Origin of the sequence: Streptomyces sp. NPDC060049 (genome assembly GCF_042736715.1) — a bacterium.
Lineage (GTDB): Bacteria > Actinomycetota > Actinomycetes > Streptomycetales > Streptomycetaceae > Streptomyces.
The window spans coordinates 167,143-193,903 of record NZ_JBHWVV010000013.1 but is presented as its reverse complement, the minus strand read 5'-3'; the positions used below and the strand labels follow the sequence as shown (position 1 = coordinate 193,903).

At 71.5% G+C, this 26,761-nt stretch carries 28 protein-coding genes; 10 read left to right on the top strand and 18 right to left on the bottom strand.

Translation table 11 applies throughout. From position 1 onward, the window contains the following. Window positions 1-60: 60 nt before the first annotated feature. The 4 genes from ACFWBY_RS24645 to ACFWBY_RS24630 form a co-directional block, all read right to left on the bottom strand. Window positions 61-771 (bottom strand): DsbA family oxidoreductase, encoded by a 711-nt coding sequence (locus ACFWBY_RS24645; protein ID WP_385344729.1) that lies wholly within the window; start codon window positions 769-771, stop codon window positions 61-63. Window positions 772-829: 58 nt separating this feature from the next. After that, the gene (locus ACFWBY_RS24640; RefSeq protein ID WP_385344732.1) at window positions 830-1,321 is read right to left on the bottom strand and encodes a GNAT family N-acetyltransferase; all 492 of its coding nucleotides are present in this window, start codon (window positions 1,319-1,321) and stop codon (window positions 830-832) included. A 100-nt stretch (window positions 1,322-1,421) separates the two neighbouring features. Next, window positions 1,422-2,876, bottom strand: coding sequence for a peptidoglycan D,D-transpeptidase FtsI family protein (locus tag ACFWBY_RS24635; RefSeq protein WP_385344735.1), 1,455 nt, complete (start codon window positions 2,874-2,876; stop codon window positions 1,422-1,424). A 94-nt stretch (window positions 2,877-2,970) separates the two neighbouring features. Beyond that, a complete protein-coding gene (locus ACFWBY_RS24630; protein ID WP_385344739.1) occupies window positions 2,971-3,753 on the bottom strand; it encodes an IclR family transcriptional regulator in 783 nt (260 codons plus the stop codon). A 152-nt stretch (window positions 3,754-3,905) separates the two neighbouring features. Here ACFWBY_RS24630 and ACFWBY_RS24625 point away from each other — a divergent pair, with 152 nt between their 5' ends. From ACFWBY_RS24625 to ACFWBY_RS24610, 4 genes are all read left to right on the top strand, one after another. Then, window positions 3,906-5,438: an aldehyde dehydrogenase (NADP(+)) gene (locus ACFWBY_RS24625; RefSeq protein WP_385344742.1), complete on the top strand. Its 1,533-nt coding sequence runs from the start codon at window positions 3,906-3,908 to the stop codon at window positions 5,436-5,438. A 61-nt stretch (window positions 5,439-5,499) separates the two neighbouring features. Then, window positions 5,500-5,721: a hypothetical protein gene (locus tag ACFWBY_RS24620; protein ID WP_385344745.1), complete on the top strand. Its 222-nt coding sequence runs from the start codon at window positions 5,500-5,502 to the stop codon at window positions 5,719-5,721. Window positions 5,722-5,841: 120 nt separating this feature from the next. Beyond that, entirely contained in the window at window positions 5,842-7,098 is a 1,257-nt protein-coding gene (locus tag ACFWBY_RS24615) for a TerD family protein (protein ID WP_385409699.1), read from the top strand. A 102-nt stretch (window positions 7,099-7,200) separates the two neighbouring features. After that, window positions 7,201-7,368: a hypothetical protein gene (locus ACFWBY_RS24610; RefSeq protein WP_385344993.1), complete on the top strand. Its 168-nt coding sequence runs from the start codon at window positions 7,201-7,203 to the stop codon at window positions 7,366-7,368. 129 nt (window positions 7,369-7,497) lie between these two features. Here ACFWBY_RS24610 and ACFWBY_RS24605 read toward each other — a convergent pair whose 3' ends face one another. After that, entirely contained in the window at window positions 7,498-8,937 is a 1,440-nt protein-coding gene (locus tag ACFWBY_RS24605) for an alkaline phosphatase PhoX (RefSeq protein ID WP_385344990.1), read from the bottom strand. Window positions 8,938-9,102: 165 nt separating this feature from the next. Further along, on the bottom strand, window positions 9,103-10,650 hold the full coding sequence (locus ACFWBY_RS24600) for a hypothetical protein (protein WP_385344987.1): 1,548 nt from the start codon (window positions 10,648-10,650) through the stop codon (window positions 9,103-9,105). Window positions 10,651-10,898: 248 nt separating this feature from the next. Between ACFWBY_RS24600 and ACFWBY_RS24595 the strand changes: the two genes are divergently transcribed. The 3 genes from ACFWBY_RS24595 (at window position 10,899) to ACFWBY_RS24585 (ending at window position 13,728) form a co-directional block, all read left to right on the top strand. Next, window positions 10,899-12,740, top strand: coding sequence for an endonuclease/exonuclease/phosphatase family protein (locus tag ACFWBY_RS24595; protein WP_385344985.1), 1,842 nt, complete (start codon window positions 10,899-10,901; stop codon window positions 12,738-12,740). Window positions 12,741-12,798: 58 nt separating this feature from the next. After that, window positions 12,799-13,257 carry a GNAT family N-acetyltransferase gene (locus ACFWBY_RS24590; protein WP_385344983.1) on the top strand — a complete coding sequence of 153 codons (459 nt, stop codon included), beginning with the start codon at window positions 12,799-12,801 and terminating at the stop codon, window positions 13,255-13,257. 216 nt (window positions 13,258-13,473) lie between these two features. After that, window positions 13,474-13,728, top strand: a complete 255-nt coding sequence (locus ACFWBY_RS24585) for a hypothetical protein (RefSeq protein ID WP_385344980.1) — start codon at window positions 13,474-13,476, stop codon at window positions 13,726-13,728. Window positions 13,729-13,925: 197 nt separating this feature from the next. On the opposite strand, the gene dapD is transcribed toward ACFWBY_RS24585, so the two are convergent. Beyond that, entirely contained in the window at window positions 13,926-14,906 is a 981-nt protein-coding gene (gene dapD, locus ACFWBY_RS24580) for a 2,3,4,5-tetrahydropyridine-2,6-dicarboxylate N-succinyltransferase (RefSeq protein ID WP_385341462.1), read from the bottom strand. Window positions 14,907-14,915: 9 nt separating this feature from the next. Further along, window positions 14,916-16,133 (bottom strand): MFS transporter, encoded by a 1,218-nt coding sequence (locus tag ACFWBY_RS24575; protein ID WP_385341466.1) that lies wholly within the window; start codon window positions 16,131-16,133, stop codon window positions 14,916-14,918. Between the two features lie 82 nt (window positions 16,134-16,215). Here ACFWBY_RS24575 and ACFWBY_RS24570 point away from each other — a divergent pair, with 82 nt between their 5' ends. Further along, window positions 16,216-17,094, top strand: coding sequence for a winged helix-turn-helix transcriptional regulator (locus ACFWBY_RS24570; RefSeq protein ID WP_385341460.1), 879 nt, complete (start codon window positions 16,216-16,218; stop codon window positions 17,092-17,094). Window positions 17,095-17,128: 34 nt separating this feature from the next. Here ACFWBY_RS24570 and ACFWBY_RS24565 read toward each other — a convergent pair whose 3' ends face one another. The 10 genes from ACFWBY_RS24565 to ACFWBY_RS24520 form a co-directional block, all read right to left on the bottom strand. Further along, a complete protein-coding gene (locus tag ACFWBY_RS24565; protein WP_385341459.1) occupies window positions 17,129-17,647 on the bottom strand; it encodes a TetR/AcrR family transcriptional regulator in 519 nt (172 codons plus the stop codon). Continuing rightward, complete coding sequence (locus tag ACFWBY_RS24560; protein WP_385341457.1) at window positions 17,647-17,970, bottom strand: DMT family transporter; 324 nt, start codon at window positions 17,968-17,970, stop codon at window positions 17,647-17,649. Before ACFWBY_RS24560 ends, ACFWBY_RS24565 begins: the two co-directional genes overlap by 1 nt. A 135-nt stretch (window positions 17,971-18,105) precedes the next feature. After that, window positions 18,106-18,453 (bottom strand): metal-sulfur cluster assembly factor, encoded by a 348-nt coding sequence (locus tag ACFWBY_RS24555; RefSeq protein WP_214952726.1) that lies wholly within the window; start codon window positions 18,451-18,453, stop codon window positions 18,106-18,108. After that, complete coding sequence (sufU, locus tag ACFWBY_RS24550; protein WP_214952728.1) at window positions 18,450-18,911, bottom strand: Fe-S cluster assembly sulfur transfer protein SufU; 462 nt, start codon at window positions 18,909-18,911, stop codon at window positions 18,450-18,452. The genes ACFWBY_RS24555 and sufU overlap by 4 nt, the downstream gene beginning before the upstream one ends. A 28-nt stretch (window positions 18,912-18,939) precedes the next feature. Next, window positions 18,940-20,196: a cysteine desulfurase gene (locus tag ACFWBY_RS24545; RefSeq protein WP_385341454.1), complete on the bottom strand. Its 1,257-nt coding sequence runs from the start codon at window positions 20,194-20,196 to the stop codon at window positions 18,940-18,942. After that, a complete protein-coding gene (gene sufC / locus ACFWBY_RS24540) occupies window positions 20,193-20,960 on the bottom strand; it encodes a Fe-S cluster assembly ATPase SufC (RefSeq protein WP_266630406.1) in 768 nt (255 codons plus the stop codon). The genes ACFWBY_RS24545 and sufC overlap by 4 nt, the downstream gene beginning before the upstream one ends. A gap of 7 nt (window positions 20,961-20,967) precedes the next feature. Next, window positions 20,968-21,285: a bifunctional 3-phenylpropionate/cinnamic acid dioxygenase ferredoxin subunit gene (locus ACFWBY_RS24535; RefSeq protein ID WP_214952732.1), complete on the bottom strand. Its 318-nt coding sequence runs from the start codon at window positions 21,283-21,285 to the stop codon at window positions 20,968-20,970. Next, window positions 21,285-22,463: a Fe-S cluster assembly protein SufD gene (gene sufD / locus ACFWBY_RS24530; RefSeq protein WP_385341452.1), complete on the bottom strand. Its 1,179-nt coding sequence runs from the start codon at window positions 22,461-22,463 to the stop codon at window positions 21,285-21,287. Before sufD ends, ACFWBY_RS24535 begins: the two co-directional genes overlap by 1 nt. A gap of 58 nt (window positions 22,464-22,521) precedes the next feature. Continuing rightward, on the bottom strand, window positions 22,522-23,937 hold the full coding sequence (gene sufB, locus ACFWBY_RS24525; protein WP_385341450.1) for a Fe-S cluster assembly protein SufB: 1,416 nt from the start codon (window positions 23,935-23,937) through the stop codon (window positions 22,522-22,524). Beyond that, window positions 23,934-24,713 carry a helix-turn-helix transcriptional regulator gene (locus ACFWBY_RS24520; protein ID WP_385341448.1) on the bottom strand — a complete coding sequence of 260 codons (780 nt, stop codon included), beginning with the start codon at window positions 24,711-24,713 and terminating at the stop codon, window positions 23,934-23,936. Before ACFWBY_RS24520 ends, sufB begins: the two co-directional genes overlap by 4 nt. Before the next feature lie 296 nt (window positions 24,714-25,009). Between ACFWBY_RS24520 and ACFWBY_RS24515 the strand changes: the two genes are divergently transcribed. Together ACFWBY_RS24515 and ACFWBY_RS24510 are read left to right on the top strand one after the other, a co-directional pair. Then, on the top strand, window positions 25,010-25,936 hold the full coding sequence (locus ACFWBY_RS24515) for an ABC transporter ATP-binding protein (protein WP_385341446.1): 927 nt from the start codon (window positions 25,010-25,012) through the stop codon (window positions 25,934-25,936). After that, window positions 25,933-26,715 (top strand): ABC transporter permease, encoded by a 783-nt coding sequence (locus ACFWBY_RS24510; RefSeq protein ID WP_385341444.1) that lies wholly within the window; start codon window positions 25,933-25,935, stop codon window positions 26,713-26,715. Before ACFWBY_RS24515 ends, ACFWBY_RS24510 begins: the two co-directional genes overlap by 4 nt. Window positions 26,716-26,761: the final 46 nt, after the last annotated feature.

The window sequence follows — 26,761 nt, the reverse complement described above, 5'->3', positions numbered from 1 at the left end:
GCCCCCGGCCGGCTCGGCCGGCCGCCACCTCGGTGACGGCTCCGCACCGGTGAGTACGACCTACGGCTGCGGCACCGCGCACGCGCCGTCGGGCTCGCACGCCTCGCCCTCGGGGGCGGCGGGCGCCGATACCTCGCGGCCGGCCCACGCCTGCTCCAGCGCCCGCGTGAACACCTCGGCGCCCTGGCCGCCCGAGATCCCGTAACGGCGGTCGAGGACGAAGAACGGCACCGCGTTGGCGCCCAGTTCGGCCGCCTCGCGCTCGTCGGCCCGGACCTCGGCGGCGTAGGCGGACTCGTCGGCCAGTACCGCGCGGGCCTCGGCCTCCTCCAGTCCCGCCTCTACGGCGAGCGCGACCAGCACCTCGGGGTCGAAGACGGAGCGCTCCTCGCCGAAGTTGGCGCGGTAGGCGAGGTCGAGCAGCTCCTCCTGGCGGCCGCGGGCCGCGGCCAGGTGCAGCAGGCGGTGGACGTCGAAGGTGTTGCCGTGGTCCCGGCCCTCGGTGCGGTACGCCAGCCCCTCGGCGCGGGCGCTCGCGGCGACGTGCTCCTCCATGCCGCGCGCCTCCTCGAGGGTGCGGCCGTACTTCTTGGCCAGCATCTCCACGACGGGCGCCACCTGTCCCTTGGCGCCGTTCGGGTCGAGCTCGAAGGAGCGGAAGACGACCTCGACCTCGTCGCGGTGGGCGAAGTCGGCCAGTCCCCGGGTGAACCGGGCCTTGCCGATGTAGCACCACGGGCAAGCGATGTCGCTCCAGATCTCGACGCGCATGTTCCTTCTTCTCTCCACGGAATGAACTGTTCCGGCTTCAACCAACCACCCTCCGGTCTCATTCCCCGGACGGGTCCCCCACCGTGAGCCACAGGGTGCGGTGGGAGCCGGACTGTGCCGCGGCCGGGTCCGGGAGCCAGCCGTGGGCGGCGTAGAAGGCCTGGGCGCGGAGGTTGTGCTCGTAGACCTCCAGCCGGGCCCTGCGGACGCCCGCCCGGCGCCAGGCGTCCAGGCAGGCGGCGTGCAGGGCGGCGCCGGTGCCCCGGCGCCAGTGCGCGGGCTCCACGTGCAGTTGGGTGAGGACGGTCTCGACCCCGGAGGTGCGGAAGGCGGCGACCCCGGTGAGCTCGCCGTCGAGCTCGGCGCAGAGGACGCCGCCGTCGGCTACGGCGCGGGCCACCGCCAGCGACCAGCCCTCGCGGGTGCGGGCCGGCTCGGCCGCGCCGCCGTAGGCCTCGTGCGGCATCCGGCCCCGGTAGTAGGTGGCACGGGCCCGGGTGTGGAGGGCGGCTATGGCGTCGAGGTCGGCGGGCTGCGCGCTGCGGATCATGGGAAGGAAAACGCGCCGGGAACCCCGCCGGTTCCCCGCGCGGGTCCCTCACGTCCGGCACGCGTCCGATCCGGCCACGCCCGCGAAGCGGCCTGCGCGGCTACTTCTTCAGCCACGCCTCCATCATCTTCTGCGCGACGGGGGCGGCCAGCTTGCCGCCGCCGATCTCGGAGCGGTCGGTGTCCGACCGCTCGATCACCACGGAGACCGCGATCTGCTTCCCGTTCAGCTTTCCGTAGGAGGTGAACCAGGCGAGCGGCGACAGGCTGTTCTTCACGCCGCGCTGGGCGGTGCCCGTCTTGGCGCCCACCTCGGCGCCCGGGACCAGGGCGTTCTTGCCGCCGCCCTCGTTGGCGACCGTGACCATGGCGTCCCGGATCATCGAGGCGGTCCTCTCGCTCATCACCTGCTGGACCTTCGGGTCCTTGAAGCTCTCCAGCACGTTGCCGTTGGAGTCGGTGACCTCGGAGACCTCGTGCGGGGAGACCAGCTTGCCGCCGTTCTCGATCGCGGCCGTCACCATCGCCATCTGGAGCGGGGTGGCCTGGACGTCGAACTGGCCGATACCGGTCTGCGCGACCTCGTCGACCGACATCTTCTTCGTGGGGTACTTGCTGGTCGGGCTGGTCCAGACGGGGATCTTCTGCACCACGTTGAAGCCGAGCTTCTCCGCCATCGCGCGCATCCTGTCCTGGCCCAGCTCGTGGGCGAGCTCCGCGAAGACGTTGTTGCAGGACAGCTTCAGGGCGGTGCGCGGGGAAACGTTGTTGCAGGCCGCGTCGCCCGCCTCGCTGGGCAGCTTGGTCCTCGTGCCGGGAATCGTGTAGTCCCCGGGGACGCCGGTCGGCGTGTCGATGTTCGTGACCAGGCCGTTCTCGATGGCCGCCGCCAGCGTGACCAACTTGAAGGTCGAACCGGGCGCCTGCGGCTTGCGCAGCGCCGTGTTCTCCATCGCCTTGCCCTTGTCGGCGTTGAGCGCGTTCCAGGCCTTCTGGTCCCCGGCGCCGGCGCCGGCGATGGCGCCGGGGTCGAAGGTCGGATTGTTGACGACGGCCAGGATCTCGCCCGTCGCCGGATCGATCGCCACGGCGGAGCCCTGCTTGTCCCGCAGCGCGTCGTAGCCCGCCTTCTGGACGTCCTTGTCGATCGTGGTCAGCACGTTGCCGGGGGCGGCGCGCTTGTTGGTCAGCGTGTCCAAGATCGTCTTGAGCCGGTTGTCGGAGCCGTTGAGGACGCCCCGGTAGACGCCCTCCAGCATGCTCGCCCCGAAGGCCTGGGAGCTGTAGCCGGTGATCGGCGCGTACAGCGGGCCGTCGGTGTAGGTCCGCTTGTACGCGTAGTCCTTGCCGTCCGTCTTCGTGGAGCCGGTGATCGCCTCCCCGCCCACGATGATGTTCCCCAGCGGGTTCTCGTACTGCCCGATGAGGTTCCGCTTGTTGTTCTTGTCGTCTGCGAGGGCCTGGCCTTGATACGCCTGCACCCAGGTGACCCGCACCAAAAGGGCCAGCACCAGGAGCAGACAGAAGACCGACGCACGCCTGATCGTCTTGTTCATCCCCCAGAAGGACGCCCCAGCCGTCCCGGGCGTTCCACTCTGTCCCGATTGTGGCGGAGTTCTCAGCCTTTCCTCATCGACCGGGCCACACCCGTCACATCCGCCGCGTCACCACCGACAGCCGGTCCCGCGCCTCGAAGAGCGCCGCCTTGATCACCTGCTCGTGCCCCGGCGTCAGCCGCGCCACCGGCACCGAGCAGCTCACCGCGTCCCGCGCCGGCGTCCGGTAGGGCACCGCCACGCCGAAGCACCGCAGACCGAGCGTGTTCTCCTCGCGATCCACCGCGTACCCCTGTTCCCGCACCAGCGCCAGCTCGTCGATGAGGCGGTCGCGGTCGGTGACGGTGTGCTCGGTGACGGCTTCCAGCCGTCGCGGGAGCAGTGCCCGCACCTCCTCGTCCGTGTGCGTGGCCAGCAGTGCCTTGCCGAGGGCCGTCGAGTGCACGGGCAGCCGCCGCCCGACTCGGGTGAAGGGCCGCAGGTAGTGCTGGGACTGGCGGGTGGCGAGGTAGACCACGCTCGTCCCGTCCATCCGGGCCAGGTGGATGGTCTCCGTCGTGTCGTCGGAGAGCCGGTCCAGCGTCGGCCGCGCCGCCGCGACGACCTCGTCCCCGTCGATGTACGAGCTGCCGACGAGCAGCGCCCGCACGCCGATGCCGTACCGCGTCCCCGTCGCGTCCGTCTCCACCCAGCCCAGGTTCACCAGTGTGCGCAGCAGCATGTAGAGGCTGGACTTGGGCAGGGAGAGGTCGTTCTGGATGTCGGCCAGGCTGTGCAGCCCCGGCCGCGACGCGAAGTGTTCCAGCAGTTGGACCGTGCGTACCGCCGACTTGACGGCCGCCGGCGCGCCCGAGCCCCCCGACTCAGCTGTGGTCATACGCCTTCGTGCCCCTTTGTCTCTTGTCAACCCGGAAGACGCGGAAATAGAGTCCACGATGGATATGATCATTCATCCACCGGAACGGCGTTCACAATACTGAACGCAACCGCGCGGGTCAGCGCAGATCCCGATCCAGGAGGCAATTCGCCATGGCAGCAACACCAGTCTGGAGTGTGGACCCCCGCACCGGGAAGCCGCGCGAGCAGGTTGCGTCGGAGGCCACACCCCAGGAGGTGGACGAAGCCGTACGCGCGGCCCACGCGGCCCGCGGCGCGCTCGCCGACGCCGTGACCCGCGCCGCCTTCCTGCGCACCGCCGCCGACCTGCTCGACGGGGCCGCCGCCCGGGTCGTGGAGGCCGCCGACGCCGAGACGGCGCTCGGCCCCGGCCGGCTCACCGGCGAGCTCGCCCGCACCACCGGCCAGCTGCGCGCCTTCGCCGACGCCGTGGACGAGGGCTCCTACCTCGACATCCGCATCGACCGCGCCGACCCCTCCGCCACCCCGCCGCGCCCCGAACTGCGCCGCTACAAGGTGCCGCTCGGCGTGGTCGCGGTGTACGCCGCGTCCAACTTCCCGCTCGCCTTCTCCGTACCCGGCGGCGACACCGCCAGCGCCCTGGCCGCCGGCTGCCCCGTCGTGGTCAAGGCGCACCCCGACCACCCGGCCACCTCCGAGCTGTGCGCGTCGCTGCTGCGCCGCGCGGCCGTGGACACCGGGCTCCCGGCCGAGGTCGTCTCGGTGGTGCACGGCTTCGACTCGGGCCTGGAACTGATCCGGCACCCGCTGGTCACGGCCGCCGGCTTCACCGGTTCCATCCGGGGCGGCCGGGCACTGTTCGACGCCGCCTCCACCCGGCCCGTGCCGATCCCCTTCCACGGGGAACTGGGCTCGCTGAACCCCGTCGTCGTCACCGAGGCGGCCGCCGCCGAGCGCGCCGAGGAGATCGGCGGCGGACTGGCGGGCTCGGTCACGCTCGGCGTCGGCCAGTTCTGCGTCAAGCCGGGCCTGGCCCTCGTACCCGAGGGCGCGGCCGGCGACCGGCTCGCGGACTCGCTGGCCAAGGCGCTCGGCGAGACCGGGCCGGGGGTCCTGCTCGACCACCGGATGCGGGACAACTTCGTCGCCGGTGTCCGCGAACGCGCGGCGCTGCCCGGGGTCGACGCGCCCGTCGCCCCCGGCTCCGGCGGGGAGCACACCGTCGGCGCGGGCTACTTGAGCGTGCCGGCGCGGACGCTGCTGGAGGGCGGCCCCTACGAGCTGCTCCTCGAGGAGTGCTTCGGCCCCGTCACCGTGCTCGCGCGGTACGCCGGCCAGGACGAGGCCGCCGCCCTGCTCGGCCGGCTCCCCGGGAACCTCACCGCGACCCTCCAGCTGTCGGCCGCCGAGGCCGATGGCGGCCCGGGGCCCGCGGCGGAACTGATCTCCCAGGTCACGACCCTGGCCGGACGGGTCGTGGTGAACGCCTGGCCCACCGGCGTGGCCGTGGCCCCGGCCCAGCACCACGGCGGCCCCTACCCGGCGGCGACCTCACACTCCACCTCGGTCGGCGGGACCGCGATCGAGCGCTGGCTGCGGCCGGTCGCCTACCAGTCGGTGCCGGACGCCCTGCTGCCGGCTCCGCTGCGGGAGGCCAACCCCCTGGGGCTCCCGCGCCGGGTCACGGGCGACGTGCCTTCCTAGGCGAACGGCCGGGACGCTTAATGCGTTGCCGCCCCCGCACCGGGGCGGCAGGCTTCGCCCCATGCCGAAACCGCACGGATTCTCATACGAACGACTGGGCGACCAGGCCGTCGCCATCACCCACCACGGCCGGTCCGCGGCCACCTTGCGCGGCGGCCGCGCCGACAAGTTCCTGGCCGAGGTCGAGGCGGGCGACGCACAGCTGGTGATGGCCCGGTGGACGGGCGCCTACAAGTTCGGCAACGAGCGCACGGCGAAGAACCACCCCCGCAACCGGGGCTGAGCGCGCCGGACCCGGCCGACGACGTGCGCCCGGGGTCCCGGGTGGATTCTCCGCGTCCAATCTCGTGCGAAAGCAAGGGAACGGCAAAGCACCTTCGGTCGTTCTCCCGGCATGACCGCTATGACCCCTGGTTCAAACCTGCCGCTCCAGACCGTCCGGGTGACGGTGGACGTGGCTGCCCCGGTGCGGCTCGACGTGTCCGGGCTCCTCCTCGCCGCCGACGGCAAGGTGCGCTCCGACGCCGATTTCATCTTCTACAACCAGCCCGCCGGCCCCGGCGTCAGCTACCGGTCCGGCGGCGGTACGGCGCCGGACTCGATCACGGTGGACACCGGCTCGGTGCCGCCCGGCATCGAGCGGATCGTGGTCACCGCCAGTCCGGACGCCGCCGGTCAGACCTTCCAGGGCGTCGAGCCCACCGCCACCGTGCGGGACGCCGCGAGCGGAGCGGTGATCGCCACCTTCACCCCGCCCCAGCTCGGCGCGGAGACCGCCCTGGTGGTCGTCGAGGTGTACCAGCGCGGCGGCGTGTGGAAGGTCCGCGCGGTCGGACAGGGCTATGCGAACGGCCTCGCCGGCATCGCCACCGACTTCGGGGTCTCCGTGGACGAGGAGCCGGCTCCCGCGGCCGCCGCCCCCGCGCCCGTCGCCCCGCCCGTGCCGCCGGCTCCCCCGGCCCCGCCCGCGTACCCGGCCTCCCCCTGGCTCGGCAGCGGCGCGTCGACCCCGGCGCCCGCGCCGGTCGCCCCCGCACCGCCCGCCGCGCCCGCCCCCGCGGCCGCGGCCGCCCCCGGCGCCGGGAAGATCAACCTCGACAAGGGCCGCGTCAACCTCCAGAAGAACCAGACCGTCTCCCTGGTCAAGGGCGGCCGCCCGCTGCTCTCCCAGGTCAAGATGGGCCTCGGTTGGGAGCCGGCGTTCGGCGGCCGCGACATCGACCTCGACGCCTCCGTCATCGCCTACGGCCCGCAGCGCAACCACATCGACAGCTGCTACTTCGGCAAGCTGTCCATCCTGGGCGGCTCCGTCAAGCACTCGGGCGACAACCTCACCGGTGAGGGCGCCGGCGACGACGAGGTGATCGTCGTGGACCTCGGCCGGCTCCCCGCCGAGGCGACGGGCCTGGTCTTCACGGTCAACTCCTTCTCCGGCCAGAAGTTCACCGAGGTCGCCAAGGCGTACTGCCGCCTCATCGACGCCGCGAGCGGCGAGGAGCTGGTGCGCTTCGACCTCACCGGCACCGAGCCGCAGACGGGCGTGATGATGGCCAAGTTGATCAAGCAGTTCTCCGGCGAATGGGAGATGACGGCCATCGGCGACTTTGTGAAGTCGCGCACAGTGCGCGGCATGGTCAAGCCCGCCGCGCAGGCACTCTGAGCAGGTGGGCGGGCACATGGAGCGACGGACACCCCCTGCGGGTGACTAGTTCCACCCTTAATGCGGAGGTGGCTGTCAGTGCCCGCCCGTAGCCTTGTACATATGCACCAGACACTCCAGCCCGCGGGTCCCGCGCGCCCGTCCGCCGCCGAGGCGAACGAGGCGATCAGGCGCCTCGTCGAGAGCCGGGTGGACGGCGAGTGGCCCTCCGAGGCGTACGAGTTCCTCCTCGAGGAGTGGGCCGTGGCCAGCCGCGCCGAAACCCAGTGATCCAGCCGGACCGATGAACAGACGACCCGCACGAACCGATGACGAGGCGAGCCGCCGGAGCCCCAGGGCCCGGCGGCTCTCCTCATTGCTCCAGGCCCCCGGCCGGCGGGCCCGCCGCGGCCGGCCCGCTCAGCGCCCGCGCCGCCACGGGCCGGTGATCGCCAGCATGATGCCCGGGTCCTGGAGGTTGGCGAACAGCGTCCGCCCGTCCGGCGAGAAGCAGACGCCCGTGAACTCCGAGTACTCGGGCTCCTCGGCGGTCCCCAGGTTCATCTCGTTGCGGGCCAGCGGGTAGGTGCGCCCCGACTCGGTGGCGCCGAAAAGGTGCTGGAGCCCCGAGCCGTCCTCCGCGATGATCAGGCCCCCGTACGGGGAGACCGTGATGTTGTCGGGCCCGTCGTAGCCGCCGTCCACCGAGGTGTCGGCGTTCACCCCGAGCAGGACCGTCAGCCGGAGCGTGCGCCGCTTCGGGTCGTAGAACCACACCTGGCCGTCGTGCGCCGTGCCGGGGCTCTCCTCGCGGGCGAAGGAGGAGACGAAGTACGCTCCGCCGTCGGCCCACCACATGCCCTCGAGCTTGCGCCCGCGGGTCACGGCCACCACTCCGAACTGCTTGCGCACCGCCACGGTGCGGGCGTCGCGGTCCACGACCGGGACCCAGTCGACCCCGTAGGTGGTCCCGATCCTCGTCGCCCGCGAGAGGTCGTCGACGAACAGGCCCGAGCTGTCGAAGCACTTGGCGGCGGCCAGCACGCCGGCGTCGTCGGCGAGGGTACGGAGCTTGCCGCGCCCGTGGCGGAAGCCGCTCGGCGGGGTCCAGCGGTAGAGCAGGCCGTTGGGGCCGGAGGCGTCCTCGGTCAGGTAGGCGTGGCCTTGGCGCGGGTCGATGACGACGGCCTCGTGCGCGTACCGGCCGAAGGCCTTGACCGGCTTCGGGTCGCGGTTGGCGCGCCGGTCGTGCGGGTCCACCTCGAAGACGTAGCCGTGGTCCTTGGTCATCCCGTTCTTGCCGGCCAGGTCCTCGGTCTCCTCGCAGGTCAGCCAGGTGTCCCAGGGGGTCGAGCCGCCGGCGCAGTTGGTCGACGTGCCGGCGACGCCCACCCACTCGGCCACCTCGCCGCCGCGCCGGACCTCGACGACCGTGCAGCCGCCGGAGGCCGCCGGGTCGTAGACGAGGCCCTCCGTGAGCGGGACGGGGTGCGTCCAGCCCGAACGGGGGCCCCTCAGCTCGTGGTTGTTGACGAGGAGGGTGACTCCCCGGTGGCCCTGGAACGCGGCCGTGCCGTCGTGGTGGGACGGAGTGCTCTCGCCGGTCTCGAGCGCGGTGACACCGCTGTGGGTGATCACGCGGTACTCGAATCCGGCCGGGAGGGCCAGGATGCCGGCCGGGTCGGGGAGGAGCGGGCCGTAGCCGGGTCCGTGCGGGTGGCCGTTCTCGCCCTGCGGCGCACTGTCGTCGGCGGCGAGGGCCCCGGGGGCGGTGGCGAGGGCTCCGACCGTTCCCGTGAGGGCGACACCCGCACCGGCGAGGACGGTGCGGGCGGTGAAGTCTCTGCGGCTGAGCGGCATCGGGTCTCCAGGGGTGGGGAGGTGGTGCGCAGGTCGTGCGGTCGTCGGCGCACACGCTCCCGCCCGCACGTGAACGCCGACTGAACTACCCGGGAAAACCGGTCGGCCCCTACCCCGTGCCCCCGTTGGCCGACTCCCTTTCGGGAACGGCTTGTTACCACCGCATCACGGCGTGCGGGAACGCGCCTTGAAGGCGGCCTTGCGGGCCTCCTTCGCCGCCTTCTTGTCGGGGTGCAGCCGTCCCATCGCCTCCAGCACGTAAGCCGTCGCCGGGTGCTCCACCCGCCAGGCCTGTTCGAAGAACCCGGCGTGATGGGCGGTGAGCGACTCGATCAGCAGCGGCAGTTCCCGCGTGTCGTCCTCCCCGTCCGCCGCGAGCTGCGCGGCGATCGTGTCGACCGTCAGCCAGAACACCATCGCCCCGTCCGGGGCCGGTACGTCGGCCACCCCGCTCTCGGCCAGCCAGACCCGCGCGAGGCCGCCGAGCTCCGGGTCGTCCAGCACCGCGCGCACGGCCTGCTCTGCCTGGGCCGCGCCCTCCTCTCCGGCGCGGGCGCCGGCCTGTGCGAGGGCCTGCTGGCAGCGCAGCCGGCGCAGCGGGGCGCCCGGGTCGGCGCCCCGGGCCGCGGCGAGCAGTTCCTCGACGGCTCCGGCCACGGGGCGGTCGGCCAGCCAGTGCTCGATCTCGGCCTGGGCGGCGCCCTCGGGGTAGGAGGAGACCGCGTCGAGCAGGACGTCGGCGCCCTTGTCGGCGAGGTCTCCGACGGCCGGGGCCTCCACGCCGGCTTCCAGCATGCGCGCCCGGATCCCGTACAGGCCGAGCGGGGTCAGGCGGACCATCCCGTAGCGGGAGACGTCCTCGTCGTCGGCCACCGGTCCCGCGGCGAGCGCCTCGTCGTCGGCCTCCGCCATCAGCTCCTCGTCGACGGGGCGGTACTCGACCAGCCCGATCGGCTCCAGCTGCCGGAACTGGTCGTCGAGGCGCATCATCGCGTCCGAGACCTGTTCCAGCACGGCGTCGGTGGGATCGCCCATGTCGTCGGGCACCACCATGGAGGCGGCGAGGACGGGCAGCGGAACGGGCTCGTCGGCGGCGGCGCCCTCGGCGACGGCGAGCAGGTAGAGGTTGGCGAGGACACCGTCGAGGAAGTCGGCCTCGCGGCGCGGGTTCCAGTCGAGCTGCTCGAAGTCGATCTCGCCGCCCGCGTCGAGGGCGTCCACGAGGTCGTCCAGGGCGGGCACCGCCGCGTCGGCGAGCACGGTGTCCAGGGCGGCCAGCCACAGGTCGAGGACGTCGCCGGGGGTTCCCGCGGTCACCAGTGCCAGGTCCTCGCCGGGTTCGGCGGTTCCGAACTCCCCTCCGGAGAGCTCCTGTTCACCGCATCCGGTCGCGTCCTGCGCCTCGGCCCCGTCCCCGGGCTCCTCCTCCGGTTCGGTGACGTCGACGAGGCCGGTGTCGACGGCCACGCGCCAGGCCTGGCCCGCGTACACGGCGGAGTCCTCGTCGGCGGGGTCGAGGCCGAGCCGGGCGACGGCCTCGGGGAGCTGCGCGGCGACGAGTTCGCCGCCGATGTCGACGCGGGTGTCCGGTCCGGCCCAGCGGGCGAGGCGCACGGCGCGGCCGAACAGCGGGGCGGCGAGGGCGTCGCGGGCCAGTTCCGCGTCGGAGGGCAGCAGTACCGGCGGCAGTGAGGGGTGCGAGCCTGCGGACATGGGGCGGTTCTCCTCGCGGGTCATTCGGGTCATTCGGGTCGCTCGGGCGGGGTCCGCAGCCCGGGGCGGGCCGGTCCCACGGCGCACCAGCGTAGACGTACGGGGGGTGCGTCCGGCCTGCCATCACCCTTGGTTCATCCCACAGCCTGACTCCGTCTTCCCTGTAGGGCTTGACAACTTTGCCGGGCACGAAGGAAATTGACGCGCGTAGACATCTGCTCCTCCTCCACACACCGGAGTTCCTGCCCATGCGCTCCTCGCATCCCCGTTCCGCCGCCGTCGCGGCCCTCGTCGCCACCGCGCTGGCCACCGGCCTGCTCGCGGGTACCGCCGACGCGGCCGAAGGCGCCGTGTCCGCCGATCCGATACGCGTCCACGACATCCAGGGCACCACCCGGACCTCCCCGCTCGTCGGCAAGCAGGTGACCGATGTCGAGGGCGTCGTCACGGGCGTCCGCGCCTACGGCTCGCGCGGCTTCTGGATCCAGGACCCGGACGCCGACGACAACGACGCCACCAGCGAGGGCGTGTTCGTCTTCACCAGCTCGGTCCCGACCGTCGCCGTCGGCGACGCCGTCAAGGTCTCCGGCACGGTCGGCGAGTACATACCCGGCGGGCTGAACTCCGGGAACCAGTCGGTCACCCAGATCGCCAAGCCGGTCGTGACCGTGGTCTCCTCGGGCAACGCCCTGCCCGTGGCCACCGCCGTCGACGAGTACTCCGTCCCCTGCGCGTACGCCCCGGCCGGCGACCCGGCCGCCGCCGGCAGCATCAACGGCCTGACCCTGGAGCCCTCGCGCTACGCCCTGGACTACTACGAGTCCCTCGAGGGCATGAACGTCAAGATCGGCACCTCGCGCGTGGTCGGCGCCACCGACCCGTATGCGGAGCTGTGGGTCACGGTCAAGGGCTGGGAGAACAACGCCAAGCGCGGCGGCACGATCTACGGCTCGTACGAGTCCCAGAACACCGGCCGCCTGCAGATCCAGCAGCTCGCGCCGCTCGCGCAGCAGCCGTTCCCCGTGGCCAACGTCGGCGACAAGCTGGTGGGCACCACCGAAGGCCCGCTGGACTTCAACCAGTTCGGCGGCTACACCCTGGTGGCCCGGACCCTCGGCACGGTGACGGCGGGCACCCTCGCCCCCGAGAAGACCAAGACGCAGGCCTCGCACGAGCTCGCGGTGGCGACGTACAACGTCGAGAACCTCGACCCGAGCGACCCGCAGGAGAAGTTCGACAACCTGGCGAAGGCCGTCGTCGAGAACCTCGCCTCGCCCGACATCCTCGCCCTGGAGGAGATCCAGGACGACAACGGCGCCAAGAACGACGGCACCGTCTCGGCCGAGCAGACGCTGACGAAGTTCGCGGCGGCCATCGCGGCCGCGGGCGGTCCCGCGTACCAGTGGCGGACCGTCGACCCGGAGGACAAGAAGGACGGCGGCGAGCCCGGCGGCAACATCCGCCAGGTGTTCCTCTTCAACCCGGCGCGGGTCTCCTTCACGGAGCGCGCCCCGGGCGACGCCGTGACGGCGACCGGCGTGGTGAAGGAGAAGGGCAAGGCCGCCCTGACCCACTCCCCCGGCCGCATCGACCCGGCGAACCCGGCGTGGGTGGACAGCCGCAAGCCGCTGGCCGGCGAGTTCGTCTTCCGCGGCAAGACGGTCTTCGTGATCGCCAACCACTTCGGTTCGAAGGGCGGCGACGAGGGGCTGGCCTCCTCGCACCAGCCTCCGGTGCGCTCCTCCGAGGCCAAGCGGCTGCTGCAGGCACAGGCGGTGAACGGCTTCGTGAAGGACATCCTGGCGGTGGAGAAGAAGGCCGCGGTCCTCGTCGTCGGCGACATCAACGACTTCGAGTTCTCGGACACGACGAAGGCGCTGGAGGACGGCGGGGCGCTGTACTCGGCGATCAAGTCGCTGCCGAAGGCCGAGCGCTACTCGTACGTCTACCAGGGCAACGCGCAGGTCCTCGACCAGATCCTGACGAGCCCGGGCATCAAGCAGTTCAGCTACGACAGCGTGCACATCAACGCGGAGTTCTCCGCGCAGAACAGCGACCACGACCCGCAGGTCGTCCGCTTCCGCCCGTAGCGGCGGCGCCGAGGGGCCGGGCCGCACCGCCGCCCGGCCCCTTTGGCACAATCCCGGCATGATCTTCCGTACCGCGACGCGCCACGACCTGCCCGCCGTGCTCGCCCTCCTCGCCCAGGACGACGACGCGGCCGCGGTCCCGGGGGGCCCTGAGGTTACCGGGGTCACCGAGGCCCACGAGCGGGCCTTCGCCGCGATCGAGGCCGATGCCCGCAACGAGGTACTGGTCCTCGTGGAGGACGGGGCCGTCCTGGGCTGCCTGCAGCTGACGTACATCCCGGGCCTCGGCCGGGGCGGGCGGGAGCGGGCGCTCGTGGAGGCGGTACGGATCCGTGCGGACCGGCGCGGCGGGGGGCTCGGTGCCCGCCTGATGGAGCTGGCGGCGGAGCGGGCCCGTGAGCGCGGCTGCGGACTGGTGCAGCTGACCAGCAACAAGCTGCGGCGCGACGCGCACCGCTTCTACGAGCGGCTCGGCTACGTCCGGAGCCACGAGGGGTTCAAGCTGCGGCTGGGGTAGGCCTGCCCGCCCGCGCACCCGGTACGGCACCGGCGCGGTCTCCGGTACGGCCCGCCGGGCCGGGTGACGGTACGACCCCCGTCCGGTACGCCTATCGGGCGAAATGGGGACCTTCGACCCTGGCGTGACGCTCAGCACATCCCTACCCATTCGGGTGGTTCTGGTGTTGAGTGTCCCCACGCCCCGATCATGCACCCCACTCCTCGGGAGGACCGCGTGTTCCCCTCCATTTCCCTCGCCCAGGAAATCGGCCTCGCCGTCCTGCTCGTGGCCGCTCTCGTCTGGGTCATCGGCCTCGGCCACATGCTGTGGGGCAGGCTTTTCCACCACCCGGAGCCGGCCGCCTTCGAAGGCCTCGCGGTGATCCCGGCCCAGCGCGGCCCGGCCGACCACCCGCTGGAATCGGTCGAGCTGACCGAGGCGGAACAGGAGGCCTTCGCCGGCCTCGTCCGCACGATCCCCCTGCACTGACCGGACCCCGAACGGCCCCGCGGCCCCGCGGCCCCGCGGCCCCGCGGCGCAGGCGAACACCCTCCCCCGCTCGGGTGGGGAGGACGTTCCCGCGCCGGAGCCGCGGACCGGGGCGGAGCACGAGAGCGCCCTCCCACCCCCGTCGGGGTGGGAGGGCGCTCTCGTGCTCCGTCCCGGTAAGACCGGTCCCGGGAGGGTCAGTTGTGGCTGTGGAGGACCTCGTTCAGGCCGCCCCAGGCCGCCTTGTACGGGCGGGCCTCGACGGCGCCGGTGACCGAGTTGCGGCGGAAGAGGATGTTGCTGGCGCCCGAGAGCTCCAGGGCCTTGACGATCTGGCCGTCCGGCAGCGTGACGCGGGTGCCCGCGGTCACGTAGAGGCCGGCCTCGACGACGCACTCGTCGCCCAGCGCGATGCCCACGCCCGCCTCGGCGCCGATGAGGGTGCGCTCGCCGATCGAGATGATCTGCTTGCCGCCGCCCGACAGGGTGCCCATCGTGGACGCGCCGCCGCCGATGTCGGAGCCGTCGCCGACCACGACGCCCGCCGAGATGCGGCCCTCGACCATGGAGGTGCCCAGCGTGCCGGCGTTGAAGTTGACGAAGCCCTCGTGCATCACGGTGGTGCCCTCGGCGAGGTGCGCGCCCAGGCGGACACGGTCCGCGTCGGCGATGCGCACGCCCTTGGGGGCGACGTAGTCCGTCATCCGGGGGAACTTGTCGATCGAGGTGACCTGCAGGTGCAGGCCCTCGGCGCGGGCGTTGAGGCGGACCGTCTCGACCTGGTCGACGGCGACGGGGCCCAGGGAGGTCCAGGCGACGTTGGCCAGCAGGCCGAAGACGCCGTCCAGGTTCTGGCCGTGCGGCTTGACCAGGCGGTGGCTGAGCAGGTGCAGGCGCAGGTACGCGTCGTGCGCGTCCAGCGGCTTGTCCTCCAGGGAGGCGATCACGGTGCGGACGGCTACGACCTCGACGCCGCGCACCGCGTCCTGGCGGATCGCCTTCGGCGCGGTGGCGCCCAGCAGCTCCACGGCCTGTTCGGCGGTGAGGCGCTCGGTGCCGGCCGGGCCGGGCTCGGCGACGAGCTGGGGGGCGGGGAACCAGGTGTCGAGGACGGTGCCGTCGGCGGTGATGGTGGCAAGTCCGGCGGCGACGGCGCCGGTGGTACGCGTAGCAGTCATGCCCGAAACCTAACCGGCGACGGCCCGCCGTCGCGAACCGGTCTCAGGTGCCGGGCGCGCTTCCCGCGCCGACATCCACAGCACCGCCCCGCCCGCCCCCGCCGCCAGCGCCGCGCACAGCGGCCACAGCAGGCCGGGCGCGGCGGAGTACAGCGCTCCGCCGAGCGGCGCGCCGAGTACGACGCCGCTGACCGAGGCCCCCGCGTACAGGCTCTGGAACGTCCCGATGGCGTGGGCGGGAGCCTGGTCGGCGACGTAGGCGGTGGCGGTGGTCTTGTAGAGGATCTCGCCGAGGCTCACCAGCACCATCATCACGGCGGCGGCCCCGATCCCCGTCCCCAGCAGCAGCGCCCCGTATCCGGCGCCGACGAGCAGCAGTCCGGAGCCGACGACGGCCAGTGGCGGGCGGGCGCGCAGGGCGACGGCGGCGGGTAGTTCCAGGACGAGGATGACGGCTCCGTTGAGGGCGATGACGAGCCCGTAGACGCCGGTGTCGAGGCCTTGGTCGGCGAGGAAGAGCGGGAAGGTCGAGTACTGCTGGCGGTAGACGACGTCGACGACGAGGATCGCGCCCAGCAGGACGAGGACGCCGGGCCTGGCCCGCAGCTCCCCCCACACGCCGCGGCCCAGACCCCCGTCCGGGGCCGCGGCGGGGGTACGGGGGGCGCCGCGCGCCGGGACGACGCGGGCGGTCCAGAGGGCGAAGCAGAGGGTTCCGACACCGTCGGCGACGAAGAGCCAGTCGTAGGAGAGGCGCGTCGCGACCAGCGCCCCGAGCGGCGGTCCGAGGGTGAAGCCGCCGTTGGAGACGCAGCGGACGACAGCGAAGGCCTGGCGGCGGGCCCCTGCGGGGACGATGACCGCGACGAGGGCCGAGTTGGCGGAGCGGATCACCCCGAGGGCGTACTGGGCCAGCGGCAGGGCGGCGTAGAGCGCGGCGGTGGGCAGGGGCGGCAGGAGGACGAGGACGCCGCCGGCGAGGGCGGACGCGGTGAGCAGCACGCGGCGGTGGCCGTAGCGGTCTCCGTACCAGCCGCCGGTGAAGTTGCCGGCGATCATCCCGACGCCGCCGAGGCCGGTGATCAGCCCGGCCGTGGTGACGGAGAGACCGCGGGGGCCGGTCAGGTACACGAAGACGAAGACGAAGGTGAAGCTGGCGACGGCGTTGACGAACACGCCCGCCGAAAGCAGCCATACCGGTCTCGGTACGTCCTTGAACCCCTGCAGCACGATCGCCCCCCGAGTAAGTTCCCTTTGGGAACGCACTATGTCAGCATGGCAGCCTCGGGGCAACGGACAAAGGAGTGCCATGGCCCAGCGCACGCCCCTCGATCAGGCGGACTGCTCGATCGCCCAGGCCCTCGACGTCGTGGGCGACTGGTGGACGCTGCTGATCGTGCGCGACGCCGCGCGCGGCGTGCACCGCTTCGACGCGTTCCAGCGCGAGCTCGGCATGTCCCGCAAGGTGCTGGCCGAGCGGCTGAGACTGCTGGTCGAGGCAGGTGTGCTCGCACGGGAGCCGTACCAGGAACGTCCGGTGCGGCACGAATACCGGCTGACTCCGCGCGGGCGGGGCCTGCTGCCGGTCCTGGTGGCCCTCCAGGACTGGGGAGACACCTGGGTCCTGGGAGAGGGAGAGATGACGGCGACCGCCGGAGAGGCCTCACGGGAAGCGGTACGGGTCCACGCGCTGCGGGGCACCCAAGTGCCCGAACTGCTGCTGCCGGACCGTTTCGGCGAGCTCCGCGATCCGGTGGCGGACACGCCCTTCACCGTCCTGTACTGCTTCCCGGGCGCCTACGCCCGGGCCGGGTCCTACCCGCCGGGGTGGGGCGCGATCCCCGGCGCCCGGGGCTGCACCCTCGAGTCCTGTACGTACCGGGACCAGCTGGCCCAGTTCACGGCGGCGGGCGCGGCGGTGCACGGGATCTCGACGCAACGACCGGACGAGCAGCGGGAGTTCGCCGAGGCCGAGGGGCTCCGCTTCCCGCTGCTCTCGGACGCGGAGCTCGGGCTCGTGGCGGCACTGCGGCTGCCGACGTTCCGGGCGGGAGGCGTCAGCCGGCTGAAGCGGCTGACGCTGGTCGTGGACCGGGACCGGACGGTCCGCGAGGTCCTCTACCCGATCCGGGACATCGAGGCGAGCGTGGCGTCCGCGCTCGCGACGGTCCGAGCGGCGGCACGGTGACCGTGCCGCGGGCACGCCACCCGGGCTCTCGCCCTCAGGCCCGCAGCACCCGCCCCAGGATCTCCCTCGCGTACGCCTCGTCGTAGTCCGCCCCGGTCAGCAGCACCTGGAGGCTGAGCCCGTCCATCACCGCCGCCACCGCCCGCGCCGTCGCCGGGTCCACCCGGTCCGACAGGGCCGCGGCGACGGTCTCGTACCACTGGGCCGCCACCGGACGCAGCGCCGGACGGCGCAGGGCGGCCAGGTAGAGCTCGTACTCCAGCTCCGCCCGCGCACGGTCCCCGGACAGCAGCTCGCCGAGCAGCCGCGCCAGCGCCCCGGCCAGGTCCGCCCCGGGGGGCAGCGTCGGGGCGAACTCCTCGTTCGCCTGCCGCAGCGCGGCGACCAGGAGGTCGTCCAGGGTGGCGAAGTGGTACGTCGTGGACCCGAGGGGTACGTCCGCCTCCGCCGCCACGCTCCGGTGGCTCAGCCCCGCGATGCCGCGCGCGCCGACCACCCGGATCGCGGCGTCGATGATGCGCTGCCTGCGGTCGGGGTCGTAGCGGCGGGCCATCAGTGCGTCGTCCCGCCGAGGTTCAGCACGACCACACCGGCGATCACCAGCGCGATCCCGCCTATCTTCGCGGCGGTGGCGGCTTCCCCCATGAAGACCATGCCGATCCCGGCGATCGCCGCCGTGCCGACACCGGCCCATATCGCGTACGCCGTGCCGACCGACATGGACTTCAGCGTCTGGGCGAGCAGCGAGAAGGCGATGACGTAGCCGACGACCGTGAGCAGCGAGGGCCACAGTTTCGTGAAGCCGTCGCTGTACTTCATGGCGGTGGTCCCCGCGACCTCGGCGGCGATGGCGGCGGCAAGCAGTACGTAGGGCATGCGTACAACAGTACACATCGTCGCCGGGACCCCGGTCTCGGCCTCGGCCCAGACGGCAGAGGACCCCCGGCACATGTGTGCCGGGGGTCCTCTGTACGTCCGGCCGTCGGCCGTCAAGCTCGGGTCACACGGGGATCAGACGTTGAAGCCGAGCGCGCGAAGCTGCTCGCGGCCGTCGTCCGTGATCTTGTCGGGGCCCCACGGCGGCATCCAGACCCAGTTGATGCGCAGTTCGTTGACGATGCCCTCCGTCGCCGACTTCGCCTGGTCCTCGATGACGTCCGTCAGCGGGCAGGCCGCCGAGGTGAGCGTCATGTCCAGCGTGGCGATGTTCGCGTCGTCGACGTGGATGCCGTAGATCAGGCCCAGGTTGACGACGTCGATGCCCAGCTCGGGGTCGACCACGTCGTAGAGGGCCTCGCGGACCTCTTCCTCGGTGGCCGGCTTGATCGACGCCGCTTCGGGCGTCGCGTTCTCGGTCATGCCGTCTTCCTCTCGGCGTCGCCCAGTGCCTGGGCGGTCGCGTCCTTCCACGCCATCCAGCTCAGCAGAGCACACTTCACCCGGGCCGGGTACTTGGAGACGCCGGCGAACGCGACCGCGTCCTCCAGCACCTCCTCCATGGCCTCGTCGGGCTCGATCTTGCCCTTGGACTGCATCAGCTCCAGGAAGACTTCCTGGATCTTCCGCGCCTCGCCCAGCTCCTTGCCGACGAGCAGCTCGTTCAGTATCGACGCGCCGGCCTGGCTGATGGAGCAGCCCTGGCCTTCGTAGGAGACGTCCGTGAGCGTCTCGCCGTCGTACTTCACGCGCAGGGTGATCTCGTCACCGCACGTCGGGTTGACGTGGTGCACCTCGGCGTCGCCGTCGCGCAGGCCTCGCCCGCGCGGGTGCTTGTAGTGGTCCAGGATCAGTTCCTGGTACATCGATTCCAGCTTCACTGGCCCTCGTCGCCCTCGTCGCTTCGTCTTATCCGAAGAAGTTCCGTACGTGCTCCAGCCCGTCGATCAGTGCGTCGACCTCGGCCGGAGAGGAGTACAGATAGAAAGACGCTCGCGTCGTCGCCGGAATTCCGTACCGGAGGCAGACCGGGCGGGCGCAGTGGTGACCCACGCGGACCGCGATGCCCTGCTCGTCCAGTACCTGGCCGACGTCGTGCGGGTGGATGTCGCCGAGTACGAAGGAGATCGCGGCCCCGCGGTCCTCGGCCGTGGTGGGGCCGATGATCCGCAGGTCGGGCACCTCGGCGAGCCGCTTGATCGCGTACTCGGTGATCGCGTGCTCGTGCGCGGCGATCTTGTCCATGCCGATCGCGGTCAGGTAGTCCACGGCCGCGCCGAGGCCGACGGCCTGGGCGATCGGGGGCGTACCCGCCTCGAACTTGTAGGGCGCGGGGGCGTAGGTCGAGGCGTGCATCGACACGGTCTCGATCATCTCTCCGCCGCCGAGGAACGGAGGCAGGTCCTCGAGCAGCTCCTGGCGGCCCCACAGGACGCCGATGCCGGTCGGGCCGCACATCTTGTGGCCGGTGAAGGCCACGAAGTCGGCGCCGAGCGCCTGCACGTCCAGCGGCATGTGCGGGGCGGCCTGGGAGGCGTCGATCAGCACGAGGGCGCCGACGTCCTGGGCGCGCCGGACGATCGCCTCGACCGGGTTGACCGTGCCCATGATGTTGGAGACCAGCGTGAAGGAGACGATCTTCGTCTTCTCCGTGATGACCTCTTCGATGTTGGACAGGTCGAGCCGGCCGTCATCGGTGAGGCCGAACCACTTCAGCTTCGCGCCGGTGCGCTGCGAGAGTAGCTGCCACGGCACGATGTTGGAGTGGTGCTCCATCTCCGTGATGGCGATCTCGGTCTCGTTGTCGACCCGGTAGGGCTCGTCCGCCCAACCGAGCATGTTCGCGACCAGGTTGAGCGACTCCGAGGCGTTCTTGGTGAAGATCACCTCGTCGCGGCTCGGTGCGTTGATGAAGGCGGCGACCTTGTCGCGGGCGCCCTCGTACAGCGCCGTGGCCTCCTCGGCGAGCACGTGCACGCCGCGGTGGACGTTGGCGTTGTGCTGCTCGTAGTACTCGTTCAGCGCGTCGAGCACCTGGCGCGGCTTCTGCGAAGTCGCCGCGTTGTCCAGGTAAACGATCTTCTTCCCGTCGTGGACCACACGATCCAGCAGGGGGAAGTCCTTGCGGATCGCCTCGATGTCGAGGAGGCCAGGCAGCTGTGTCACGCGGTCGCGCCACCCTTCGTGCTGTACGCCTCGTAGCCTTCCGCCTCCAGCTTGTCGGCGAGCTCGGCGCCGCCGGACTCGACGATGCGGCCTTCGGAGAAGACGTGGACGAAGTCGGGCTTGATGTAGCGGAGGATCCGCGTGTAGTGCGTGATCAGCAGGGTGCCGACCTCACCGGTCGCGCGGACGCGGTTGACGCCCTCGGAGACCTGGCGCAGCGCGTCGACGTCGAGGCCGGAGTCGGTCTCGTCGAGGATCGCGATCTTCGGCTTCAGGAGCTCCAGCTGGAGGATCTCGTGGCGCTTCTTCTCGCCGCCGGAGAAGCCCTCGTTGACGTTGCGCTCGGCGAAGGCCGGGTCCATCTGGAGCTGCTCCATCGCGGACTTGACCTCCTTCACCCAGGTACGCAGCTTCGGCGCCTCGCCGCGGATGGCGGTGGCCGACGTACGCAGGAAGTTGGAGACCGAGACGCCGGGGACCTCGACCGGGTACTGCATGGCGAGGAAGACGCCGGCGCGGGCGCGCTCGTCGACGGACATCTCCAGGACGTCTTCGCCGTCGAGGGTCACGGTGCCACCGGTGATGGTGTACTTCGGGTGACCCGCCAGCGAGTACGCCAGCGTGGACTTGCCGGAGCCGTTCGGACCCATGATGGCGTGCGTCTCACCCTGCTTGACGGTGAGGTCGACGCCCTTGAGGATCTCGCGGGCGCCGTTCTCGGCCTCGACGGAGACGTGCAGGTCGTGGATTTCAAGCGTTGCCATGGATACCTCAGGACTCCTGGGTGAGGGAGACGAGCACGTCGTCCCCTTCGATCTTGACGGGGTATACGGGTACGGGGCGCGTCGCGGGCAGACCGGACGGCTTGCCGGTGCGCAGGTCGAAGGCCGAGCCGTGCAGCCAGCACTCGATCATGCAGTCTTCGACCTCGCCCTCCGAGAGCGAGACGTTCGCGTGCGAGCAGATGTCGTTGATCGCGAACACCTCCCCCTCGGCGGAGACGATGGACACCGGCGTGCCGTCGAGTTCCACCCGCTTGGGGGTGTTCTCCTCCAGCTCGCTCAGCGCACAGGCCTTGACGTAAGTCATCAGACGGAACCCTGGAGCTCGGTCTCGATCTTGGTGAGCAGGCGCTCCTCGATGTCGTCGACACCGATGTGCTGGACGAGCTCGGCGAAGAAGCCGCGCACGACCAGGCGCCGGGCCTCGTCGGCCGGGATGCCGCGGGCCTGGAGGTAGAAGAGCTGCTCGTCGTCGAAGCGGCCGGTCGCGGAGGCGTGGCCGGCGCCGACGATCTCGCCGGTCTCGATCTCCAGGTTCGGCACCGAGTCGACCCGCGCGCCGTCCGTGAGGACGAGGTTGCGGTTCATCTCGTAGGTGTCGGTGCCCTCGGCGGTCTTCTCGATGAGGACGTCACCGATCCAGACGGCGTGGGCGCCGTCGCCCTGCAGCGCACCCTTGTAGACCACGTGCGACTTGCAGTGCGGGGCCTTGTGGTCGACCAGGAGGCGGTGCTCCTGGTGCTGGCCGGCGTCCGTGAAGTACAGGCCGAGGAGCTCCGCCTCGCCGCCGGGGCCCGCGTAGTTCACGCGCGGGTGCAGGCGGACGAGGTCGCCGCCGAAGGTGACGACGATCGACTTGAAGGTCGCGTCCCGGCCGACGAGCGCGTTGTGCTGGGAGCAGTGGACGGCGGTGTCGTCCCAGTCCTGCACGGACACGACGGTGAGCTTGGCGCCGTCGCCGACGAGGAAGTCGACGTTGGCGGCGCGCACGCCGTCACCGGTGTGGTCGATGACGACGACGGCCTCGGCGAAGGCCTGTACGTCGAAGACGGTGTGGCCGAAGGTCGTGCCGCCCTCGCCGTGCAGCGAGACGCGCACGGGCTCGGTCAGGACGGTCTCCTTGGGCACGGTGACGACCGTGGCCTTGGCGAAGGACGAGAACGCCTGGGCGGCGATCCGGTCCACCGGGACGCCGGCCTTGCCGATGCGCGCGTCGCCGCGCTCCACCGACTCGACCGTGACGCCCTCGGGCGCGTCGATCTGGGCCTTCATGGTGCCGTTGGCGACCGCGGTGCCGTCGTGCAGACCACGCAGGCGCGCCATCGGGGTGAAGCGCCACTCCTCTTCGCGGCCGTGGGGGACGGGGAAGTCCGCCACGTCGAAGGACGGGGGCGCGCTCATCCGGGTGGCGACGGTGGACTCGGCGGCCACCGCGATCGCGCCGGCGGTGGTGGAGCCCGCCGGAATGTTCTGAGCCTCAGCCATGGCTGTCGTGTTGCTCTCTTCCTAGTGAATCTGCTGTGGGACGTCGGGCGGGCCGGGACTAGCCGACCGAACCTTCCATCTGCAGCTCGATCAGCCGGTTCAGCTCCAGCGCGTATTCCATCGGCAGTTCGCGGGCGATCGGCTCGACGAAGCCGCGCACGATCATCGCCATGGCCTCGAACTCCGTCAGACCGCGGCTCATCAGGTAGAAGAGCTGGTCGTCGGAGACCTTGGAGACCGTCGCCTCGTGGCCCATGGACACGTCGTCCTCGCGGACGTCCACGTAGGGGTAGGTGTCCGAGCGGGAGATGGTGTCGACCAGGAGCGCGTCGCACAGCACGTTGGACTTGGAGCCGTGGGCGCCTTCGCCGATCTCGACGAGGCCTCGGTAGGAGGTGCGGCCACCGCCTCGCGCCACCGACTTGGAGACGATGTTGGAAGAGGTGTTCGGCGCCATGTGGACCATCTTGGAGCCGGCGTCCTGGTGCTGGCCCTCGCCCGCGAAGGCGATGGAGAGGGTCTCGCCCTTGGCGTGCTCGCCCATCAGGTAGACGGCCGGGTACTTCATGGTGACCTTGGAACCGATGTTGCCGTCGATCCACTCCATGGTCGCGCCCTCGTACGCCACGGCGCGCTTGGTGACCAGGTTGTAGACGTTGTTCGACCAGTTCTGGATCGTCGTGTAGCGGCAGCGGCCGCCCTTCTTCACGATGATCTCGACCACGGCGCTGTGCAGCGAGTCCGAGGAGTAGATCGGGGCGGTGCAGCCCTCGACGTAGTGGACGTAGGCGTCCTCGTCGACGATGATCAGCGTCCGCTCGAACTGGCCCATGTTCTCCGTGTTGATGCGGAAGTAGGCCTGGAGCGGGATGTCGACCTTCACGCCCTTGGGCACGTAGATGAACGAGCCGCCCGACCACACGGCGGTGTTCAGCGACGCGAACTTGTTGTCGCCGACCGGGATGACCGTGCCGAAGTACTCCTGGAAGAGCTCCGGGTGCTCCTTGAGCGCGGTGTCCGTGTCGAGGAAGATGACGCCCTGCTCCTCCAGGTCCTCACGGATCTGGTGGTAGACGACCTCGGACTCGTACTGGGCCGCGACACCGGCGACGAGGCGCTGCTTCTCCGCCTCCGGGATGCCGAGCTTGTCGTACGTGTTCTTGATGTCCTCCGGCAGTTCCTCCCACGAAGCGGCCTGCTTCTCGGTGGAACGCACGAAGTACTTGATGTTGTCGAAGTCGATGCCGGAGAGGTCGGAACCCCAGTTGGGCATGGGCTTCTTGCCGAACAGCTTGAGGCCCTTGAGGCGGAGGTTCAGCATCCACTCCGGCTCGGACTTCTTAGCCGAGATGTCGCGGACGACCTCTTCGGACAGACCCCGCTTGGCAGCCGAACCGGCCGCGTCGGAGTCGGCCCAGCCGTATTCGTAGGTGCCCAGGCCATCGAGCTCAGGGTGAGCGATCTCCGTGGTCATGCGGGGTTCCTCCCGGCCGTGCTTGCAGATACTGATGTGTCGGTCTGTGTCGCGCCTGTGGCGACGACGCCGCTTCCGCTGCGCGGAATGAACGTCGTGCACACCCCGTCGCCGTGGGCGATCGTGGCAAGGCGCTGCACATGCGTCCCGAGCAGACGGGAGAAGACCTCGGTCTCCGCCTCGCAGAGCTGCGGGAACTGCTCGGCGACGTGTGCGACCGGGCAGTGGTGCTGACAGAGCTGTTCACCGCTGTGCGGACCGGGAGCGCTCTTCGCCGTAGCAGCGTACCCGTCTCCGGTCAACGCCTTGGCAAGGGCCTCGGCCCTGCTTTCGGGGGCGGCCGACTCCACCGCTTCCCGGTACGTCTCCGCCTGCGCCTCCAGTCGCGCCTTTGCGAAAGCGGCCACCGCCGCCTCTCCCTGAGCGCCCCCGCCGGCGGCCTGCGCGATCCAGCGCATGGCGTCCGCGGCGAGCGAGTCGTAGGACTGGTCGAAGGCGTCCCGGCCGCAGTCGGTCAGCGCGAAGACCTTGGCGGGCCGACCCCGGGTGCGCGCGCCGTACACGCGCTGCTCCCGGGGTGCGACCACGTCGTCGGCGACGAGCGTGTCGAGGTGGCGGCGGACGGCCGCCTGGGTGAGGCCGAGGCGCTGTGCGAGGTCGGCGACGGTGGAGGGACCGTGGTCCAGGATGGACCGCGCGACCCGGTTGCGGGTTGACCGCTCCCCGGTCGCGAGTTCGCCCTGGGGCGCCTCGCTCATCCGTTCGCCGTATTTCACAACGCCATTGTTGCGTAATTAGTCGGTGCCCGACAAGCCGTGACCGAGAACACCTCTCGTGGCCTCCATCACTAAGGGTTACCTAATTCACGCAGGGGGCTCTAAAGGACGTCTAAAGAGGGGGGCCTTCCCGCGGCCTCGCGGAAAAAGATCACCGGAACCCGCTGGGCCGTTCAGGGTCGCGAGGGCCGGAAGGGGCCGTGTCCACCAGGCCGTGTTCGAACCGACGGCCCGGGGAGGGCGGGACCCGCGACCCCGCCCCGGGGACTTTTCCCGGCTCCGTAGACTCAAGCCCCATGAGCAACGACCCCGCCGTGGACATCCGCGGACTGGTGAAGCGGTACGGCCCCAGAACAGCGGTGGACGGCCTGGACCTCACCGTCCGCGGGGCCTCGGTCACCGCAGTCCTCGGTCCCAACGGCGCGGGCAAGACGACCACGGTGGAAACCTGCGAGGGCTACCGCCGCCCCGACGCCGGATCCGTCCGCGTCCTCGGCCTCGACCCCGTCACCCAGGCCGACGCCCTGCGCCCGCGCATCGGCGTCATGCTCCAGTCCGGCGGGGTCTACTCCGGCGCCCGCGCCGTGGAGATGCTGAGCCACATGGCGAAGCTCTACGCCGACCCGCTCGACGTGGCCTCCCTGGTGGACCGCCTCGGCCTCGGCGGCTGCGGCCGCACCCCCTACCGCCGGCTCTCCGGCGGCCAGCAGCAGCGCCTGGCCCTCGCCATGGCCGTCGTGGGCCGGCCCGAGCTGGTCTTCCTGGACGAGCCGACCGCCGGCCTCGACCCGCAGGCCCGCCGCGCGACCTGGGACCTCGTACGGGAACTGCGTACGGACGGCGTCGGCGTCGTCCTCACCACCCACCACATGGACGAGGCCGAGCAGCTCGCGGACGAGGTCGCCGTCATCGACTGCGGCAAGGTCATCGCCCACGGCACCCCCGACCAGCTGTGCCGCGGCGGCGCCGAGAACACCCTGCGCTTCACCGGCCGCCCCGCCCTGGACCTCGCCTCGCTGCTCAAGGCCCTGCCCGACGGCACCCAGGCCGCCGAGCTCACCCCCGGCGTCTACCGGGTCGTCGGCGACGTCGACCCGCAGCTGCTGGCGACCGTCGCCTCCTGGTGCGCGCAGCACGGGGTGATGCCGGACAGCCTCTCGGTGGAGAGGCACACCCTCGAGGACGTCTTCCTCGAACTGACCGGTAAGGAGCTGCGCGCATGAGCGCCGGTACGTTCACCCCCCGCCCGGGGGCCGCGCCCGTGTCGCGCATGATCCTCGCGCAGACCGCGCTGGAGACGCGGATGCTCCTGCGCAACGGCGAGCAGCTGTTGCTCACCGTGATCATCCCGGCGCTGCTGCTGACCCTCTTCTCCGCCGTGGACATCGTCAGCGTGCCCCTCCAGGAGGGCGGCGGGCAGAAGTCCGTGGACTACCTCGCCCCCGGCATCCTGGCGCTCGCCGTCATGTCCACCGCCTTCACCGGCCAGGCCATCGCCACCGGTTTCGACCGTCGCTACGGGGTCCTCAAGCGGCTCGGGGCCTCCCCGCTGCCGCGCTGGGCGCTGATGGCGGCCAAGACCCTGTCGGTGCTGGTCACCGAGGTGCTCCAGATCGCCCTGCTGACGGCGATCGCCCTGGCGCTGGGCTGGTCCCCGCACGGCAACCCGCTGTCGGTCGCCGCCCTGGTCCTGCTCGGCACGGCCGCCTTCTCCGGACTCGGCCTGCTGATGGCGGGCACGCTCAAGGCCGAGGCGACGCTGGCCGCCGCCAACCTGGTCTTCCTGCTGCTGCTGGTCGGCGGCGGGGTGATCGTGCCGATGGAGAAGTTCCCGGAGGCCGCGCAGGGCGTCCTCGGGCTGCTGCCGATCGCGGCGCTCTCGGACGGACTGCGCGAGGTGCTCCAGCACGGGGCCGCGCTGCCGTGGGGCGACGCGGCGATCCTGGCGGCCTGGGCGGTACTGGGTCTGGGCGCCGCCGCGCGCCTGTTCCGCTGGGAGTGAATCCCTTCCCTTGAGCGTTGTACCGGCAGGAGGATGGACGCCTCCA

Coding starts and splice junctions, on each gene's coding strand:
- ACFWBY_RS24635 (WP_385344735.1), bottom strand. CDS start 2,876: ATGAACAAGACGATCAGGCGTGCGTCGGTCTTCTGTCTGCTCCTGGTG.
- ACFWBY_RS24625 (WP_385344742.1), top strand. CDS start 3,906: ATGGCAGCAACACCAGTCTGGAGTGTGGACCCCCGCACCGGGAAGCCG.
- ACFWBY_RS24515 (WP_385341446.1), top strand. CDS start 25,010: ATGAGCAACGACCCCGCCGTGGACATCCGCGGACTGGTGAAGCGGTAC.
- ACFWBY_RS24620 (WP_385344745.1), top strand. CDS start 5,500: ATGCCGAAACCGCACGGATTCTCATACGAACGACTGGGCGACCAGGCC.
- sufC (WP_266630406.1), bottom strand. CDS start 20,960: ATGGCAACGCTTGAAATCCACGACCTGCACGTCTCCGTCGAGGCCGAG.
- ACFWBY_RS24630 (WP_385344739.1), bottom strand. CDS start 3,753: ATGACCACAGCTGAGTCGGGGGGCTCGGGCGCGCCGGCGGCCGTCAAG.
- ACFWBY_RS24570 (WP_385341460.1), top strand. CDS start 16,216: ATGGCCCAGCGCACGCCCCTCGATCAGGCGGACTGCTCGATCGCCCAG.
- ACFWBY_RS24510 (WP_385341444.1), top strand. CDS start 25,933: ATGAGCGCCGGTACGTTCACCCCCCGCCCGGGGGCCGCGCCCGTGTCG.
- ACFWBY_RS24615 (WP_385409699.1), top strand. CDS start 5,842: ATGACCCCTGGTTCAAACCTGCCGCTCCAGACCGTCCGGGTGACGGTG.
- ACFWBY_RS24560 (WP_385341457.1), bottom strand. CDS start 17,970: ATGCCCTACGTACTGCTTGCCGCCGCCATCGCCGCCGAGGTCGCGGGG.
- ACFWBY_RS24590 (WP_385344983.1), top strand. CDS start 12,799: ATGATCTTCCGTACCGCGACGCGCCACGACCTGCCCGCCGTGCTCGCC.
- ACFWBY_RS24535 (WP_214952732.1), bottom strand. CDS start 21,285: ATGACTTACGTCAAGGCCTGTGCGCTGAGCGAGCTGGAGGAGAACACC.
- ACFWBY_RS24555 (WP_214952726.1), bottom strand. CDS start 18,453: ATGACCGAGAACGCGACGCCCGAAGCGGCGTCGATCAAGCCGGCCACC.
- ACFWBY_RS24595 (WP_385344985.1), top strand. CDS start 10,899: ATGCGCTCCTCGCATCCCCGTTCCGCCGCCGTCGCGGCCCTCGTCGCC.
- dapD (WP_385341462.1), bottom strand. CDS start 14,906: ATGACTGCTACGCGTACCACCGGCGCCGTCGCCGCCGGACTTGCCACC.
- ACFWBY_RS24605 (WP_385344990.1), bottom strand. CDS start 8,937: ATGCCGCTCAGCCGCAGAGACTTCACCGCCCGCACCGTCCTCGCCGGT.
- ACFWBY_RS24610 (WP_385344993.1), top strand. CDS start 7,201: ATGCACCAGACACTCCAGCCCGCGGGTCCCGCGCGCCCGTCCGCCGCC.
- ACFWBY_RS24645 (WP_385344729.1), bottom strand. CDS start 771: ATGCGCGTCGAGATCTGGAGCGACATCGCTTGCCCGTGGTGCTACATC.
- sufB (WP_385341450.1), bottom strand. CDS start 23,937: ATGACCACGGAGATCGCTCACCCTGAGCTCGATGGCCTGGGCACCTAC.
- ACFWBY_RS24640 (WP_385344732.1), bottom strand. CDS start 1,321: ATGATCCGCAGCGCGCAGCCCGCCGACCTCGACGCCATAGCCGCCCTC.
- ACFWBY_RS24565 (WP_385341459.1), bottom strand. CDS start 17,647: ATGGCCCGCCGCTACGACCCCGACCGCAGGCAGCGCATCATCGACGCC.
- sufD (WP_385341452.1), bottom strand. CDS start 22,463: ATGGCTGAGGCTCAGAACATTCCGGCGGGCTCCACCACCGCCGGCGCG.
- ACFWBY_RS24600 (WP_385344987.1), bottom strand. CDS start 10,650: ATGTCCGCAGGCTCGCACCCCTCACTGCCGCCGGTACTGCTGCCCTCC.